Source organism: Streptomyces amakusaensis (assembly GCF_039532665.1).
Taxonomy (GTDB): domain Bacteria; phylum Actinomycetota; class Actinomycetes; order Streptomycetales; family Streptomycetaceae; genus Streptomyces; species Streptomyces amakusaensis.
Genome location: NZ_BAAASB010000001.1, coordinates 460,524 through 477,012 on the forward strand (window position 1 = coordinate 460,524; position 16,489 = coordinate 477,012).

The following is a 16,489-nucleotide window of genomic DNA, read 5'->3' on the forward strand; positions in this document are numbered from 1 at the left end:
GTCCGGAGACCAGGCCGGGCCGGCCGGGCCGGTCAGCTCGGGCCGCGGCCCGCGAGGTCCAGGGCGAGCGCCGCCATGGCCGACATGCTCTCCGCGTACACCGCGTCCGCGCGCTCGAAGACCGGCCGGGTGCTGCCACGCAGGAAGGTCACGACGCCCAGGGTGCGGCCCCGGCTGCGCAGGACCGTGCAGAGGGCGTGGCTCATGCCGGCGGGCCACTGGCGCTCCCTGGACCAGCTCGCCGACGCGGCTCCTGCCGGCATGCCCGTGCCGGTGCTCGGGCCCGTACCGCCCGGGCCGGCCGCCGGGGCGGGCACGGCGGCAGCGGCGGGCGCGCTGGCGCGGACCGAGCCGATGCGCTCGGCCGCCTGGAGCGCGGGGTGGCCGCTCGGATAGCGGACCGGGATGCCGCCGCCCGCGACCGGCACGCAGGGGCCGGGCGCACCGCCCGCCGGGGTCGCCGCCGCGCGGACGAGCCGGCCCCGGTCGCCCGGCTCCACGACGTCGACCAGCACATGGTCGGCGAAGCCGGCCAGCGCGAAGTCGAGATAGGCGGTGGCCGCCTCCAGCGGGTCCTCGCACTCCCCCGCCGCCCGGGCCGCCCGGTGCAGCTGACTGGCGCGGAACCGCAGCCGGTCCGCCTCCTGCTCGGCGAGCTTCGCGGCCGTGACGTCCTGGAACACCCAGCCCACCCCCAGCGGCACGGGCTCCTCCGCCAGCGGGGACCCCAGCCGCAGAAAGCCGCTGCGCCAGCAGCGCCGCCGCCCCGGCTCGGGCCCGCCCGCCAGGGTCACCCACATCTCGCCGACGCCGCGCGGCTCCCCCTCCGCCAGGACGTGCTGAAGCGCCGCCTCCAGCTCCTCCACGCCCTGGACCACCAGCTCGCCCAGCGGTCTGCCGAGCGGGACCGGACGGCCCGTGCCCAGCGCCTCGGCCGCGTAGACGTTGACGACCGTCGGCCGCAGATCGACGTCGACCAGGACCAGACCCCAGGACGTGTCGTCGAAGAGGGCCTCGCTCAGCGCGATCGAGCGCTCCAGCCCGATCTGCGTATGCACCTCGTTGAAGGCGCAGTACAGCCCGGCCCGCTCGCCGGCCGCGCCGGGCACCGGCGCGGACTGGGTACGGACCAGCACCCGCCCGCCGTCCTTGCGCAGCAGCGCGAACTCGTTGACCGTGCGCCCCGGGGCGTCCATGGCAGCCGCCAACCGGGCCTCCACATCGGCGGCGTCGGCGGAGCGGACCGCCCAGCCGGTGAACCCGCGCCGCCCGACGGCCTCCTGGGCCGACCAGCCGAGGACGCGCTCGGCCTCCCGGTTCCAGTGGGTGATCGTGCCGTCCGCGCCGAAGGCGCAGAGCGCCGCGTCCATCCCGTCCAGAAGGGCGGCCAGCAGCTCCGCCCCCGCGCCCGCCGTCGCCGTCAGCGTCGGCTCACTCTTCGAAGCACTCATCGCGGCCCCCTGTCACCCCACATTCAACTCGAACGTGACCCACGACACACCAGCTTCCGGCTATTCGTTGTCCGTCGGACGCCGTCAGAACGGCTCATTTAATTCGGTTGAGCCCGCCCGGGGGCGCTTCTAGGGTGTGAAGCACACGACGAAAGGAGGTGATCCGGAAGTGGTTTCTTTTCGGATGCGTGAGGTGACTGCGGGCTAGAGGCCTGCTGTCGCACTCTGTGCAGTGGCAGGTTTTCTGCCGCACTCCAATGCAGTCACCCGACCCGTGGGCCGCCGGTGGTCCGACCGGCTTCCTCCGTCCCGTACGGAGGAAACAGGCCCACGGGTCGTTCCGCATTCCCTTTGTCCCGGGCGCACCCGGGCGCACCCGGGGGCATACCCAGGGGCTTACCGGGGTCTTACCCAGGCGCATAGCGGGGCGCATTCAGGGCGCGCCGGGGGCTTTCGGAGCGTTTTCAGGGCGCGAGCCGCTCAATTCGCCACTTCCCGCCCTCCCGGACGTACCGCAGCCGGTCGTGCAGCCGGTTCTCATGCCCCTGCCAGAACTCCACCGTCTCCGGCACCACCCGGAAGCCGCCCCACTCCGGCGGGGCGGGCACCGGCTCCCCCTCCGGGTAGCGCGCGGCCAGCTCCTCGTACCGGTCGACCAACTCCTGCCTGGAGCCGATCACCGAGGACTGCTCGCTCGCCCACGCGCCGAGCCGGGACCCGTGCGGACGGCTGCGGAAGTACGCGACCGTCTCGTCCCTGCCGACCCTCGCGGCCGTCCCGGTCACCACGATCTGACGGGCGATCGGATGCCAGGGGAAGAGCAGCGAGACCTGCGGGTTCGCCGCGATCTCCCGGCCCTTGCGGGAGCCGTAGTTGGTGTAGAAGACAAAACCCTCCCCGTCGTGCCGCTTCAGCAGCACCGTGCGCGAGGACGGCCGGCCCTCGGGGGTCGCGGTCGACACCACCATGGCGTTCGGCTCGCTCAGGCCGGCGGCGACGGCCTGGCCGAACCAGCGGGCGAACTGCTCCATCGGGGCGGCGGCCAGCTCCTCCTCCAGCAGCGGGGTGGAGCGGTAGCGCTCCCGCATCACGGCGGGATCCGGCACGGCGGGATCCGGCACGGCGTTCTGGGCGGCGGAGTCAGTCACGACCGTCATCCTGCCCCAGCGGCCACACCCCGGCCCGCGGCGGGGGCCCCGGGTCAGTGGCTCACCCGGACTCCTCCCGCTCCCTCAGCTGCCGCCGGAGGATCTTCCCCGAGGCGGCGCGCGGCACGCCCGCGACGAACGACACCCGGCGGACCCTCTTGTACGGGGCGACCCGCCCCGCCACGAACGCCATCACCTCGTCCTCCGTCAGCCTCACGGCCCCCGGCCGCCGTACGACATACGCCTTCGGGATCTCCGAGCCGTCCTCGTCCGGGACCCCGACCACCGCCGCGTCGGCGATGCGGTCGTGGGTGAGCAGCAGCGCCTCCAGTTCGGCGGGCGCGACCTGGTACCCCTTGTACTTGATCAGCTCCTTGACCCGGTCGACCACATACAGCCAGCCGTCCGCGTCCACCCGTCCGATGTCCCCGGTGCGCAGCCAGCCGTCCTCGTCGATCATCTCGGCGGTGGCTTCGGCCAGGCCGAGATAGCCCTTCATCACCTGCGGCCCCCGGATCGCGATCTCGCCCTCCTCGCCGGGGCCGACCACCCTCTTCCCGCTTCCGTCGAGCGGCAGCAGCCTCAGCTCCGTCGACGGGAGCAGCCTGCCGACGGTGCCCGGCGGCGCGGGCGGGCCGGCCGGCGGCACGACATGGGTGGCGGGCGAGAGTTCCGTCATGCCGTACGCCTGTCCCATCGGCGGCAGCCCCAGCCGCTCGGAGCAGACGGCCGCCAGGCCTGCGTCCAGCGGCGCGGCGGCGCTGATGGCGTACTCCAGCGAGGAGAGGTCGTACCGCGCCACCGCCGGGTGCCTGGCCAGCGCGAGGACGATCGGCGGGGCCACGAACAGGGCGGTGACGCGGTGTCTCTCGATCGCGCCGAGGAAGGACTCGATCTCGAAGCGGGAGAGCACGACGACGGTCGCCCCCTTGCGCAGCGGGGCGTTCATCAGCGCCGTGAGGCCGTAGATGTGGAAGAACGGCAGTACGGCGAGGATCCGGTCGCCGGGGCCCATCGGCAGCGGGACCTCCAGCTGCGCCAGATTGGTGGCGATGGAGCGGTGGGTGAGCATGACGCCCTTGGGCGCGCCGGTGGTGCCGGAGGAGTACGGCAGTACCGCGACGTCCTCGTCCGGGTCGATGGCGACGACGGGCTCCGGCGCGGCCGATTCGGCCATGTCCAGCACGCTCGCATGCCCCTCGGCCCGGTCGCAGACGAAGATCTCCTCGATCCCCGGGGCCAGCTCGGCGGCCCTGCGCGCGGTCTCCAGCAGCGGCGCGACGGTGACGATCCAGCGCGCGCCCGCGCCCCGGAGCTGGGTGGCGAACTCCTCCGCCGTCGCGAGCGGATGCACGGTGGTGACCGAGGCCCCGGCGCGGGTGGCCCCGTAGAAGACGCCGGGGTAGGCGATGGAGTTGGGGCTGTGCAGCGCCAGTACGTCCCCCTCGCGCAGCCCGGCCCGGGCGAGCCCGGCGGCGATCCCCCGGTGGGCGCGGTCGAGCTGCGCGTAGCTGACGGCGGTGCCGGTCGCCGCGTCGATCAGGGCGGTGGCCCCGCCGCGCTCGGCGGCCCGGCCGAGCACCGCGTCGTGGATGGGCAGGCGGACCGGCCGGGCCTCGGGGTAATGGCTGCGGAAGACGTGCTCGTGCTCGTGATCGACCATCGGAGCCCCCTCTACGCTGAGTGGACGGCCAGAATCGCGGCTGACGGCCCGGCTTGGGGAGTCCCGGGAAGCGATGAGATCGGGCGGGACGGCCCGGGGCCGTGGCTCCAGGGGCGGGCGGTACGCCAGGGACACCCGGCGCGCGTTCTACCGTCCGGTCTCCACGGGCTCCGGTTTCACGGGCCCCGGCGTCCGGCGCCGGGTCTGGGTCCGTACCGCTCCCATGCTCGCCGCGATGACCAGCGCGATCGCCAGCGCGTCCGTGAGCGAGAGCGCCTGACTCAGTACGAGGAAGCCCGCCGCCGCCGCTATCGCGGGCTCCAGACTCATCAGGACGGCGAAGGTGGACGACGCCATCCGGCGCAGGGCGAGCAGCTCCAGCGTGTACGGGAGCACGGACGACATCAGCGCCACCCCGAGCCCCAGCAGCAGGATCGACGGATCGATCAGCTTGGTCCCGGACTCGGCGATCCCCAGCGGCAGACTGATCAGCGCGCCCACGCCCATCGCCAGCGCCAGCCCGTCGGCCTGCGGGAACCTGCGTCCGGTGCGGGCGCTGAAGACGATGTACGCGGCCCACATCCCGCCCGCCGCCAGCGCGAACAGCGCGCCCACCGGGTCGAGCCGGTCGAAGCCCCCGCCGCTGAGGAGGAGGACGCCGACGAGGGCGAGCCCCGCCCAGACCAGATTCACCAGCCGCCGGGAGACGATCACGGAGAGGGCCAGCGGGCCGAGCACCTCCAGGGTGACGGCCGCGCCGAGCGGGATCCGGTCGGCGGCCTGGTAGAAGAGGATGTTCATGGCGGCCATCGCCGCGCCGAAGGCGACCACCGTGCCCCAGTCGGCGCGCGAGTGCCCGCGCAGCCTGGGCCGGCAGATCACGAGCAGGACGACGGCCGCCAGCACCAGCCGCAGCGTGACGACTCCGAGCGCGCCCGCGCGCGGCATCAGCAGCACCGCCACCGCCGCGCCGAACTGCACCGAGAGCCCCCCGGCGACCACCAGCCCGACCGGCCCGAGGCTCCACCGCGAGCCCTTGGCACCCGCCTCCGCGGACCCGTCCGCCCCGGCGAGCGCGGCGGCTGCCCCGGGTTCGGCGACCCCCGCGACAGGACTGCGCACCTCGTCCACCGACTGCTCCCTTCGTGGAAAACCCCGTACGACCCGTACAGCTCGTACGAGCTGCCACGCTACGGGGCCCCGCGCGGCGCGTGAAATGCCGACTGGGCTGCGGTTATGCTCCGGGCGCATGAGTATCGAGCTGCGTCACCTCCGCGCCTTCCTCGCCATCGCCGAGGAGTCGAGCGTGACGAGGGCCGCGCAGCGGCTGCATCTGACACAGCCCGCCGTCTCCCGGGCGCTGGCCGCCCTGGAGAAACATGTGGGCACCCGGCTGGTGGACCGCTCCACCCACCATCTCGCCCTCACCGCCGAGGGCCGGGTCTTCCGCGACAAGGCGGCCACCGCCGTCGCCGCCTTCGACGAGGCCCTCGACTCCGCCCGGCTCCGCCGCTGGCCGCTGCGGCTCGGCCACGCCTGGTCCGCCCTCGGCCCCTACACCACCCCGCTGCTCCGCCGCTGGGAGCAGGAGCACCCGGACACCCCGCTGGAGCTGCTCCGCATCGACGACCGCACCGCCGGTCTCGCCCGGGGCGAGGTGGACGCCGCCGTACTGCGCGGCCCGGTCGACGCCCCCGGGCTCGTCACCGAGCTGCTCTTCCTCGAACCCCGCGTCGCCGCCATCACCTCCGACGGCCCCCTCGCCGCCCTCCCCCGCCTCACCCTCACCGACCTCGCCTCCGGCCCGGTCCTGGTCAACGAGGTCTCCGGCGTCACCACCCTCGACCTCTGGCCCCCCGACGCCCGCCCGTCCTCCCACCTCACCGTCACCAACACCGACGACTGGCTCACCGCCATCGCCGCCGGCCGCGGCGCGGGCGTCTCCGTCGCCTCCACCGCCCAAATGCACCCCCACCCCGGCGTCACCTACCGCCCCCTCCCCGACGCACCCCCCGTCCCCGTCCTCCTCGCCCACCGCGCCCACTCCAACCACCCGGCCCTGGCGGACCTGATCGCCCTGGCGCGCGAACTGACCCGGTAGAGCCCTGCGGGCCCGGCTCCGTTCAGCCGGGCCAAAGCTCCTCGGTGAGCAGCACCTCGTACTCCGGGTCCGCGTACTCAAAGCTGTGCCCGCCGCCATGCCCCCGGTAGAGCGCACACGCCTCGTTCTCCCCGCCCGGCCTCCCGTTGTCCGCCCCGCAGTCGGCCAGCACCGCGACCCCCTCCGGGACCTGCCCCTCCTCCCACCGGGTCCAGACCTCGCCCCCGCTCGCATCGTCCAGCTCGCGGACCAGGTCAAAGTGGGCCCCGTCAGCGTGCTCTTCCAGGCCGCAGCGCAGCTCCGTGGCCACCTCCATCGGATGACCCCGCTCGTCCGGGGTGATCTCCAACGCCAGCACCACCAGCTGAAGCGGGAGCCGCACGGTCGCCGCGCAGACGAACCGGCTCTCGTCCGGTTTCACCGTGGAGAGCACCGTCATCGCCCCCACCGGCTCACCGCATAAGCGTTCGCCTCGGCCACGGCCGCGCTCATCGCGTCGGACTGTATGGCCGGACTCAGATCCCCCGGCATCGCGTCCCACTCACACCCGCCATTGAGCGGCCGCAACTGGACCCGTCCCCCGACCAGACCCATCACCCGGCCCACCCGCCTCGACGCGGTATCCCGCACCACCGACCCCGCCTCGGGGCCAGGTGCCGACTGCGCGGGCTCCCTCGCCGGGGCGTCCTGGGGCTGTTGTTCCTTCACCGATGCTCCTCACACCGTTCGAGGGGCGTCCGGTCGAATTCCGCACCACTCCCTCATCACTCATTGATCATGAGGAAGCGCACAGGGTGAGCAGTAGGCCGTGGCGTGGCCATGCGCGGCCGAGTGGCGGCCATGACGGGAACGAAGGGCGATGACACCTCAGACTGAGCGCATGAGCCGTAATGACGCTCTCAGAGCCGCCCGTCTGCGCAGGGGCTGGCGCACCGTCGAGCAGGCAGCCGAGCGGATCTCCTCGCACGGCCAACATCTCTTGGACGAACGGCACTTCAACGTCTCGCCGAGGACCTGGAGACGCTGGGAGGGCGAGCGCCCCGGCTGGCCTCCGGAGGAGACCGCGATCGTCATCCACGACGCGCTCGGCCATTGGCCCGAAGATCTGGGATTCACCACCCCACCAGGCTGGATCCGCCCCGAGCATCATCACGAGGACGATGTGAAACGCAGGGCCTTTACCTCAGTCACCGCAGCGGCGCTCATAGCCGGGCCCACGGTTCCGCAGCATGTGGACCCCGCCCTGATCGACTACTTCCAACAGCAGCTGGAAGGGCACTACCGGGCCGACATGTTCCTCGGGCCGCATGACCTCATCGGAACGGTGAGCGCGCAGTATCAGCTCATCGACAAGCTGGTGCGCTCCGCCAAGGGGACGACCCGCCGGGGGCTCCTGCGGGTCGGCGCGGCCTATGCCGCGCTGGTCGGGTGGCTCTACCAGGACGCCGGCGACCTGGAAGGCGCGCTCTTCTGGCGGGGCATCACCCAGGAAATCGCCATACGGTCCCGCGACCCGCATCTCATCGGGTACTCCCTGGTCAACCAGGCGCATGTGCGCACAGACCTCGGGGACGGCCGGGCGGTGGTCGATCTCTGCGAGGCGGCCCTGGAGGACTCCCGCCTGCTCGTGCCGAAGGTCAGAATCATGGCGATGCAGCAGCACGCTCACGGCGCGAGCCTCATCGGAGACCGCAGCACCGTGGACCGCCTCCTCGACGAAGCGGGCGCGATGCTGCCGCGCGTCGACGACGACCTTCCCTGGGGCAACGCCTGCCGCAGGACACCCGGCTATCTCGAAGTACAGCGAGCCACCTGTTACGGACGTCTTGGGCTCGGCGTGGAAGCGGAAGCCTTGTGGACACAGGTACTCACGGTCGTACCGGAGACCGCTCGCCGTGACCGTGGGGTGTACCTCGCCCGTCACGCCACCGCAGCGGCGACCGCACGGCGTCCGGACCAGGCACTGGAGATCGCCCGCAAGGTCGCGGGCATCGCCGTGGAGACCCAATCCGCTCGCATGGCCCACGAACTGGCCACCCTGGAACGCGCGATGAGCCCGTGGCACGATGCGCCGGTCGGCCGGGACCTCGCCGAGGTTCTGGCACCCGTGACCGAGAGGGGATGACATGGCGGGCACGCCAGTCGTACTGACCGAGGACGAGATCACCGAGCAGTTGACCCTGGCTCCGGGCTGGCAGCGCCACGGAGAGCAGATCACCCGGTCCTTCGCCATCCGCTACCACGGCGGCGTCGCGCTGATCGTGCACGTCGCGGACGTCGAACGCCTCATCGGCCACCACGCCGACATCGACCTCCGCTGGGACCACGTCCGCTTCACCATCACCACCCACGACGCCGGACACCGCCTCACCACCGCCGACTTCGATCTCGCACACCGCATCGACGGCATCGCCCACGCCCACGGAGCCACACCCGAAACGAGACCAGACTCCTGAGCAGGAGCACGCTGACCGCTATCCGTCCAGCCGGGCTGGATCCGCGATTCCCGATCCGGCGCGGCAGACGAGACAGGGAGGTTCCCCATGACGCGGCAAGGAGCGATCGCCGTCGAGTGCCTGAACGGACCGGCCTCGGCGCGGGCGGAGCAAGCCTTCCGGCTGGTGTACGCCGAGACTTTCGCGGAACCCCCGTACAACGAAACGGAAGCCGACGTGACCGCCTGCTTCCGCCGCTTCCGCTCCCAGACACGGAAACAGACCTTCCGCGCGGTCCTCGCCCGCACACGCCAAGGCGAGCCGGTCGGCATCGGCTTACGGGTACCCCCTCGGCCCCCGCACCGGCTGGTGGGACCGGATCGCCCCGCCCGCCCCCGACGACCTTCGCCGTGAGGACGGCCGCCGGACCTTCGGCCTGATGGAACTCGCGGTACGCGCCCCTTGGCGCAGGCTTGGAGTGGCCCGGTGCATGCATGCCGCGCTCATCGCCGACGCGGCGGAAGAGCACGTACTTCTCAATGTCCGCCAGGACGCCGAGGCCGCGCGGGAAACGTACCGGGCGTGGGGATACCGAAAGGCGGGCGAGACCCGCCCATGGGACGGAGCCCCGGTCCACGACGTCATGACCCTCGATCCACGGTCGGAGACGGCATAGACCAGGCATCGGTTGGCCCGTGGCGTTCGTCATCCGCCCACCCGTGACCTCCTCCGCCGTACGGCAGCCGCAGTCGACGCCCTCGGCGGGCTCCACCGGGCCGAAACGGCATCCCGCCAATCGGTGTTCGGCGCGCCGCAGGCCGGCGGTGGCGGACTCCAGTCGCTCGAAGACCTCCCAGGACATGACGACGGCCACGGGTGTTCCGTCCTCGGTGAGCGCGGTGGGGATTCCGGTCTCCCCGGCGCGGGTGACGATCATGTCGAGGAGGAGAGCGGCGTCCGCCGTGGAGGACTGGGGCATCTCGGAGAGCTGATCGAGGAGATCCATGCCGGGACGGTAGGGCGGGGACGGTGCGAGAACAAGGCGCGCCGCCCCGTCCGCCCCGATCAGGGTGTCCGGGGCGGACAGCGTTGACGAATCAGGGCAGGGCCATGGCTCGGGACCGGTCGGCGCGGCGTGGAGCGGAAGCGGTCGGCTCGACGGCTGAGCCGACGGAATCGGGTCGCGCCGTACGCTGAATGGGTGACCCTTCGTAGTCTTCATGACCGATCCGCCCTGGCCGAACGCTTTGGGCGCGACCCGGCGATGCATCTGATGGAACTCGGCGATCTCGACGATCTGCTGTGGGCGCACACCAGTTGGTACACGGTGTCGGAGGACGGGCCGGTCGCGCTGTTGTACGCGGTGGGGGAGATTCCGACGCTGCTCGCGTTCTCGCGGGCGGGGGAGGCCGCCGGGCTGGAGGAGTTGGCCGGGGCGCTGGGGCCGGTGCTGCCGAGGCGGTTCTTCGGGCATGTGACCGGGGAGGCGGGGAAGGTGCTGGCGGCGGCGGGGTACGAGGTGGAGTCGCACGGGACGCTGGTGCGAATGGTGCTGACGGAGCCGGGGCGGGCGGCGGCGCATCCGGAGGGGGTGTGGCGGCCGGAGTTGTTGGGGCGGGGGGATCTGCCGGAGTTGCTGGAGCTGTTCGGGCGGGCGTATCCGGGGAATTGGTTCGACCGGCGGATGCTGGACACCGGGCAGTACATGGGGGCGAGGCGGGACGGGCGGCTGGTCGCGGTGGCGGGGGTGCATGTGTACTCGGCCGAGTACCGGGTCGCGGCGATCGGGAATGTGGCGACGGATCCCGGGGTGCGGGGGCAGGGGGCGGGCGGGGCGTGTGTGGCCGCGCTGTGCCGGCGGCTGGGGGAGAGCGTGGATCACATCGGGCTGAATGTGCGGGCGGACAACGCGACGGCCGTCGGGCTCTACCGGAGGCTCGGCTTCTCGGAGGTCACGGAGTTCGCCGAGGCCACGTTCACGGCGCTGCCGCAGACCGCGACCGGCTGAGGCGGGCCGGGCTGTGGACAGACACGCGGACATGTACGCGGCCGTCGAAGCGACGATCAATCGGCTGAGCGCCCGGGTGTACGTCGGGCTGCGCGACGGGCCGCTCGACGCCGGGGATGTGGTCGCGCTCGCCTGTGAGCTGCTGGACTGGGGCGGCGGCGGGGAGGCCGTGCGGGAGGTCGTGGAGCGGGATCCCTCGCGGGTCCCGGCGGCCGAGATGGCAGTGCTGGCGCGGGGCGTGCTGGAGGAGATCGGGTTCGAGCCGGGGTTCGACCTGGAGCCGGGGCGGCTGGAGACGCTGCGGCGGGCGCTGCGGGTGGTGACACGGGATCTGCGGACGCGCGGGATCGAGGGCGAACCCGAGGTGGTGGTGGAGGAGAGCACCTATCCGGAGGCGGCCGTGGTGAGGCTGGCGAGCGGGCGGCTGCTCGGCAACGACGGGACGCTTCCGCCGTCCAGCGGCGAGGACATGGCCGGGGCGGTGGCGGCGGTCGCGGAGATGGTGCACGCGGGGCTGCTGGAGGAGACCTGGACGGTGTGGCCGCAGTGCGCGGAGCACCGGCTGGGCGCTCATGCCGCCGAGCGCGCGGAGCGAGCCGTGTGGTGGTGCGGGGGCGGGGACGGGCATGTCCTCGCGGAGGTGGGTGGGCTGGGGCGGGCCTGAGTCCGCCGACCGGGCCGGGCGGGGGTACGCCGTACCTGGGCCGGCCGGAGACACGGCCATGGGGCGACGCCTGACCGGCACGGGCCGGCCGCGGCCCGCTCAGGGCTGTTCCAGGCCCTCCGCCAGCACCTCCGCCAAGTGGCGGGCCCGTACGCCCGCGAGCTGGTCGAGCTGGGTGCGGCAGGAGAAGCCGTCGGCGAGGATCTCGGTGCCGGGGGCGGCGGCGCGGACCGCCGGGAGGAGCTGTTCCCCGGCGCAGGCGGTGGAGACCTCGTAGTGGCGGTGGCCGCGTTCGAAGCCGAAGTTCCCCGCGAGACCGCAGCAGCCGCCGCTGAGTTCACCGCTGAGGCCGGCCCGGGCGCGCAGCCGGCGTTCGGCGGCGTCGCCGAGTACGGAGTGCTGGTGGCAGTGGGTCTGGCCGGCGATCTCGCGGCCCAGCCGGGGCGGCGTCCACCCGGGGGCGTACTCCTCCAGGGTCTGGGCGAAGGTGCGGACCGAGGAGGCGAGCCGGGCCGCGCGCGGGTCGTCGCCGAGCAGTTCGGGGAGGTCGGTCTTGAGGGTGGCGGCGCAGCTGGGTTCCAGGACGGTGACGGGGACGCCGAGGTCCAGGAGGGGTTCGACGGTGTCGAGGGTGCGGCGCAGCACCGCGCGGGCGCGGGTGAGGCGGCCGGTGGAGATGTGGGTGAGGCCGCAGCAGACGGGCCCGGCGGGGAGGGTGACCGGCAGACCGGCCGCGCTCAGGACGCGTACCGCCGCGAGGCCCGCCGCCGGGGCGAGGTACTGGGTGAAGGTGTCGGGCCAGAGCACCGCCGAGACGGGGCCGTCCGCCGGGCGGTCGCCCAGCAGCCGGGTGAGGGTGACCGGCGCGAGCTTCGGGAGCGGGCGCCGGGGGTCGATGCCGGCCAGCAGCCGGGCGGCCGACGCGAGCGGGCGTACGTCCGCAAGGGCGTTGAGCGGGCGGGCGAGGGGCGCGGCGGCGCGCAGCCAGCGCGGGAGGCCGCCCATCGCGTAGTGGGAGCGCGGGCGGAGGCGGCCCGCGTAGTGGTGGTGGAGGAACTCGGCCTTGTAGGCGGCCATGTCGACGCCGACCGGGCAGTCGCTGCGGCACCCCTTGCAGCTCAGGCAGAGGTCGAGCGCGTCGCGGACCTCGGTGGAGCGCCAGCCGTCGCGGACGACCTCGCCCGCGAGCATCTCGTGGAGGAGGCGCGCGCGGCCCCGGGTGGAGTGCTCCTCCTCGCCGGTGGCGCGGAAGGAGGGGCACATCACGGAGTCGGTGCCCGGTTTCGCCGTACGGCACTTGGCGACGCCGACGCAGCGGCGGACCGCGCCGGCGAAGTCGCCGCCGTCGGCGTGGTGGCCGAAGACGGTGTCGAGGGGCGCGGGCGGCAGCACGGCGAAGCGGAGGCCCTCGTCGAGCCGGTGCGGGCGGACCAGCATGCCGGGGTTCATGCCGCCGTCGGGGTCCCACAGGTCCTTGAAGCGGGCGAAGAGGGCGACGAGTTCCTCGCCGTACATCTTCGGCAGCAGCTCGGCGCGGGCCTGGCCGTCGCCGTGCTCGCCGGAGAGGGAGCCGCCGTGGGCGACGACGAGGTCGGCGGTCTCCTCGGAGAAGCGGCGGAAGGCGCGTACGCCGGGGCCGGTCAGGAGGTCGAAGTCGATGCGGACATGGACGCAGCCCTCGCCGAAGTGGCCGTAGGGCGCGCCGCGCAGGCCGTGGGCGGCGAGCAGCGCGCGGAAGTCGCGGAGGTACGCGCCGAGCCGGGCGGGGGGCACCGCGCAGTCCTCCCAGCCGGGCCAGGCCTCCGCGCCGTCGGGGGTGCGGGTGGCGGTGCCGGCGGCGTCCTCGCGGATCCGCCAGAGGGCGCGCACGGCGGCGGGGTCGTCGACGACCGTCGCGTCCAGCGCGTCGGAGGCGCGCAGCAGGGTCTTCGCGGCGGCGCGCGCGGCGGCGGGGGTGTCGCCGCCGGTCTCGGCGAAGAGCCAGGCGGCTCCGCGCGGCAGGCCCCGGCCGTCGGGGACGAGGTCGCGGGCCATGCCCTCGACGGTCAGCGGGCCGTACGGGAGGAGTCCGGCCGCCGCGTCGGCCGCCGCGCTCTCGTCGGGGTAGCCGAGGACCGCGAGGGCGCGGGCGGGCGGGGCGGGCACCAGCCGCACGGTGGCCTCGGTGAGGACCGCGAGGGTGCCCTCGCTGCCGCAGAACGCGCGGGCGAGGTCGGTGCCGTTCTCCGGGAGGAGCGCGTCGAGGGCGTATCCGGAGATCCGGCGCGGGAGGTCCTGGGGGTATCCGGTGCGCAGCAGGGCGAGATGGGCGTCGACGAGGGGGCCGAGACCGGGCGGACCGCCGGGGCTTCCGGGGCCGCCGCCGGGGCTTTTGGCGAGACGGTGGGGGGTGCCGTCGTACGCCATGACGGTCAGGGCGCGTACGTTGTCGGCGGTCGTGCCCCAGGCCACCGAGTGCGCCCCGCAGGCGTTGTTGCCGATCATTCCGCCGAGGGTGCAGCGGGAGTGGGTGGAGGGGTCGGGCCCGAAGGTGAGGCCGAGCGGCCGGACCGCGTCGACCAGGGTGTCGAGGACCACTCCCGGCTGGACGACGGCCGTGGCGGAGTCCTTGTCGACGGCGAGGACGCTGTTCATGTGGCGTGTGAAGTCGAGCACTACGCCGGTCCCCGTGGCCTGCCCGGCGATGGACGTACCGCCGCCGCGCGGCACCACCGGGACGCCGAAGCGGCGGCAGATCTCCAGCGCGGCGGCGACGTCGTCCGTGTCGCGCGGGGCGACGACTCCGGCGGGCACCCGGCGGTAGTTGGAGGCGTCCATGGTCATCAGGGCGCGGGCGGCGGCGGAGAAGTCGACCCGGCCGCGCACCGCCCGGCGCAGTTCGGACGCGAGTTCCCCGGTCGGTCGCTGTTCGGCCATGTGTCTCAGGATGCCCCGTTCGGACGCTCCCCCACAGGAAGGAAACATGCCGATTGTGCCCGTTGCGTCCACCGGGCCCTTGGCAAAGCGCGGGTGAGGCGCGCAAAGTGATCGCCAATTCTCCTATAGTGACGACAACTTGATCAGGAACTAGCGGCTCCAGTTATGCCCCCGCCACCCCTCGGAAGGCAACACTCGATGACCGGCACCGCCCAGAAGCGATGACCCGCGGTATGCGGGCGGTCCACCCGGCCGAGCTCGGCGTGATGCTCCCCGGGCCGGCCGAGAATGCCCTGAAGATCGCCGTCGTCGGCGGCTTCGGGGTCGGTAAGAGCACCATGGTCCGCTCCGTCAGCGAGATACGTCCGCTGCACACGGAGGAAGTGATGAGCCGCGCCGGGCTCACCCTGGACGACACCAGCCGTGTCTCGGCCAAGAACGCCACGACCGTGGCCTTCGACTTCGGCCGGATCACCATCGACGACCGGAGCGTGCTGTATCTCTTCGGCGCGCCCGGACAGGAGCGCTTCTGGTTCCTGTGGGAGCGGTTGCTCTCGGGGACGATCGGCGCGGTGGTCCTGGTGGACACCCGCCGGCCCACGGACGCCTGGTACGCGCTGGACCGGCTGGAGTACCACGGGATGCCGTACATCGTCGCGGTCAACGACTTCGGCGGGCCGCTCCACAGCGACGAGCACATCCGGCAGGCGCTGGCGCTGGGGCCGGACGTGCCGCTGGTGGAGTTCGACGCGCGGGACCACTCGTCCAGCAAGTTCGTGCTGATCGCGCTGGTGGAGCATCTGCACGAGCTGTCGGTGCACCAGAAGAAATAGAAGATTTCTCGCCGCCCGGGTGTCTCAGCCGACGGACCGGGCGGCCGGGTCGCGCGCGGACCCGATACGCTCCGATGCGTGGCTGATATCCAGATTCCCGCTGACATCAAGCCCGCCGACGGCCGTTTCGGCGCGGGCCCCTCCAAGGTGCGTACGGAGGCGGTGGACGCGCTCGCCGCCACCGGCACCTCCCTTCTCGGCACTTCCCACCGCCAGGCCCCGGTCAAGAACCTGGTCGGCGAGGTGCGCTCCGGCGTAAGCGATCTCTTCCGGCTCCCCGAGGGCTACGAGGTCGTCCTCGGCAACGGCGGCTCCACCGCGTTCTGGGACATCGCGACGCACGGACTGATCGAGAACAAGTCCCAGCACCTGTCCTTCGGCGAGTTCTCCTCCAAGTTCGCGAAGGCGGCCAAGCTCGCCCCGTGGCTGGCCGACCCGACCGTCGTCTCCTCCGAGCCGGGCACCCACCCGGAGCCGGTGGCGGAGGCGGGCGTCGATGTCTACGCGCTCACCCACAACGAGACCTCGACCGGTGTCGCGGCCCCGATCAGGCGGGTCGCGGGCGCGGACGAGGGCGCGCTGGTGCTGGTGGACGCGACCTCGGGCGCGGGCGGTCTGCCCGTGGACATCACCGAGTCGGACGTCTACTACTTCGCCCCGCAGAAGAGCTTCGCGGCCGACGGCGGCCTGTGGATCGGCGTCTTCTCCCCGGCCGCCCTGGAGCGCGCGGCGCGCGTCCACGCCTCGGGCCGGCACATCCCGGAGTTCTTCAGCCTGCCGACCGCGATCGACAACTCGCTGAAGAACCAGACGTACAACACCCCCGCCCTCTCCACCCTCTTCCTGCTGAACGAGCAGCTGAAGTGGATCAACGGCCAGGGCGGTCTGGACTGGGCGGTGGAGCGCACGGCGGCCTCCGCGCGGGCGCTGTACGGCTGGGCGGAGGCGTCCAAGCACGCGACGCCGTTCGTCACCGACCCGGCGAAGCGCTCTCAGGTCATCGGCACCATCGACTTCGAGGACGACATCGACGCGGCGCTGATCGCCAAGACGCTGCGGGCGAACGGGATCGTGGACACCGAGCCGTACCGCAAGCTCGGCAAGAACCAGCTGCGCGTGGCGATGTTCCCGGCGATCGACCCGGCCGACGTCGAGGCGCTCACGGCCTGCGTCGACTATGTGATCGACCAGCTCTGACCGGCTGAGGACATACGCGGGAGGGCCCCGGCGGAATCACTTCCGCCGGGGCCCTCCGTCGTACCGCGCGGAC

15 protein-coding genes are annotated in these 16,489 nt (G+C 73.0%); 9 read left to right on the forward strand and 6 right to left on the reverse strand.

Going from position 1 to position 16,489, the window contains the following annotated elements; all coding sequences use genetic code 11:
* Positions 1 to 32 precede the first annotated feature (32 nt).
* From ABD371_RS01885 to ABD371_RS01900, 4 genes are all read right to left on the reverse strand, one after another.
* Positions 33 to 1,451 carry a PAS domain-containing protein gene (locus ABD371_RS01885; RefSeq protein WP_344471893.1) on the reverse strand — a complete coding sequence of 473 codons (1,419 nt, stop codon included), beginning with the start codon at positions 1,449 to 1,451 and terminating at the stop codon, positions 33 to 35.
* 464 nt (positions 1,452 to 1,915) lie between these two features.
* Positions 1,916 to 2,608 carry a pyridoxamine 5'-phosphate oxidase gene (pdxH, locus tag ABD371_RS01890; protein WP_381734324.1) on the reverse strand — a complete coding sequence of 231 codons (693 nt, stop codon included), beginning with the start codon at positions 2,606 to 2,608 and terminating at the stop codon, positions 1,916 to 1,918.
* 52 nt (positions 2,609 to 2,660) lie between these two features.
* Positions 2,661 to 4,262 (reverse strand): 4-coumarate--CoA ligase family protein, encoded by a 1,602-nt coding sequence (locus ABD371_RS01895; RefSeq protein ID WP_344471895.1) that lies wholly within the window; start codon positions 4,260 to 4,262, stop codon positions 2,661 to 2,663.
* 147 nt (positions 4,263 to 4,409) lie between these two features.
* Positions 4,410 to 5,393, reverse strand: coding sequence for an EamA family transporter (locus ABD371_RS01900; RefSeq protein WP_344471896.1), 984 nt, complete (start codon positions 5,391 to 5,393; stop codon positions 4,410 to 4,412).
* Between the two features lie 118 nt (positions 5,394 to 5,511).
* Here ABD371_RS01900 and ABD371_RS01905 point away from each other — a divergent pair, with 118 nt between their 5' ends.
* The gene (locus ABD371_RS01905) at positions 5,512 to 6,363 is read left to right on the forward strand and encodes a LysR family transcriptional regulator (RefSeq protein ID WP_344471897.1); all 852 of its coding nucleotides are present in this window, start codon (positions 5,512 to 5,514) and stop codon (positions 6,361 to 6,363) included.
* Positions 6,364 to 6,385: 22 nt separating this feature from the next.
* Here the strand turns inward: ABD371_RS01905 and ABD371_RS01910 are convergent, their stop codons facing one another.
* On the reverse strand, positions 6,386 to 6,802 hold the full coding sequence (locus ABD371_RS01910) for a hypothetical protein (RefSeq protein WP_344471899.1): 417 nt from the start codon (positions 6,800 to 6,802) through the stop codon (positions 6,386 to 6,388).
* A 441-nt stretch (positions 6,803 to 7,243) separates the two neighbouring features.
* On the opposite strand from ABD371_RS01910, the gene ABD371_RS01915 reads away from it, so the two are divergent.
* From ABD371_RS01915 to ABD371_RS01940, 6 genes are all read left to right on the forward strand, one after another.
* The gene (locus ABD371_RS01915) at positions 7,244 to 8,488 is read left to right on the forward strand and encodes an NsdA family TPR-like regulatory protein (protein WP_344471901.1); all 1,245 of its coding nucleotides are present in this window, start codon (positions 7,244 to 7,246) and stop codon (positions 8,486 to 8,488) included.
* Between the two features lies 1 nt (position 8,489).
* Complete coding sequence (locus ABD371_RS01920) at positions 8,490 to 8,819, forward strand: 4a-hydroxytetrahydrobiopterin dehydratase (RefSeq protein ID WP_344471903.1); 330 nt, start codon at positions 8,490 to 8,492, stop codon at positions 8,817 to 8,819.
* A 469-nt stretch (positions 8,820 to 9,288) separates the two neighbouring features.
* The gene (locus ABD371_RS01925) at positions 9,289 to 9,474 is read left to right on the forward strand and encodes a hypothetical protein (protein WP_344471905.1); all 186 of its coding nucleotides are present in this window, start codon (positions 9,289 to 9,291) and stop codon (positions 9,472 to 9,474) included.
* A 184-nt stretch (positions 9,475 to 9,658) separates the two neighbouring features.
* A complete protein-coding gene (locus tag ABD371_RS01930; protein WP_344471907.1) occupies positions 9,659 to 9,790 on the forward strand; it encodes a hypothetical protein in 132 nt (43 codons plus the stop codon).
* A gap of 209 nt (positions 9,791 to 9,999) precedes the next feature.
* The gene (locus ABD371_RS01935; RefSeq protein WP_344471909.1) at positions 10,000 to 10,806 is read left to right on the forward strand and encodes a GNAT family N-acetyltransferase; all 807 of its coding nucleotides are present in this window, start codon (positions 10,000 to 10,002) and stop codon (positions 10,804 to 10,806) included.
* A 13-nt stretch (positions 10,807 to 10,819) separates the two neighbouring features.
* Complete coding sequence (locus tag ABD371_RS01940) at positions 10,820 to 11,470, forward strand: hypothetical protein (RefSeq protein WP_344471911.1); 651 nt, start codon at positions 10,820 to 10,822, stop codon at positions 11,468 to 11,470.
* A 99-nt stretch (positions 11,471 to 11,569) separates the two neighbouring features.
* Here ABD371_RS01940 and ABD371_RS01945 read toward each other — a convergent pair whose 3' ends face one another.
* Positions 11,570 to 14,386, reverse strand: a complete 2,817-nt coding sequence (locus tag ABD371_RS01945) for an FAD-binding and (Fe-S)-binding domain-containing protein (RefSeq protein WP_344471912.1) — start codon at positions 14,384 to 14,386, stop codon at positions 11,570 to 11,572.
* Positions 14,387 to 14,607: 221 nt separating this feature from the next.
* Between ABD371_RS01945 and ABD371_RS01950 the strand changes: the two genes are divergently transcribed.
* Together ABD371_RS01950 and serC are read left to right on the forward strand one after the other, a co-directional pair.
* Complete coding sequence (locus ABD371_RS01950) at positions 14,608 to 15,219, forward strand: GTP-binding protein (protein WP_373305598.1); 612 nt, start codon at positions 14,608 to 14,610, stop codon at positions 15,217 to 15,219.
* 78 nt (positions 15,220 to 15,297) lie between these two features.
* Positions 15,298 to 16,416, forward strand: a complete 1,119-nt coding sequence (gene serC, locus ABD371_RS01955) for a phosphoserine transaminase (protein ID WP_344471913.1) — start codon at positions 15,298 to 15,300, stop codon at positions 16,414 to 16,416.
* Positions 16,417 to 16,489 lie beyond the last annotated feature (73 nt).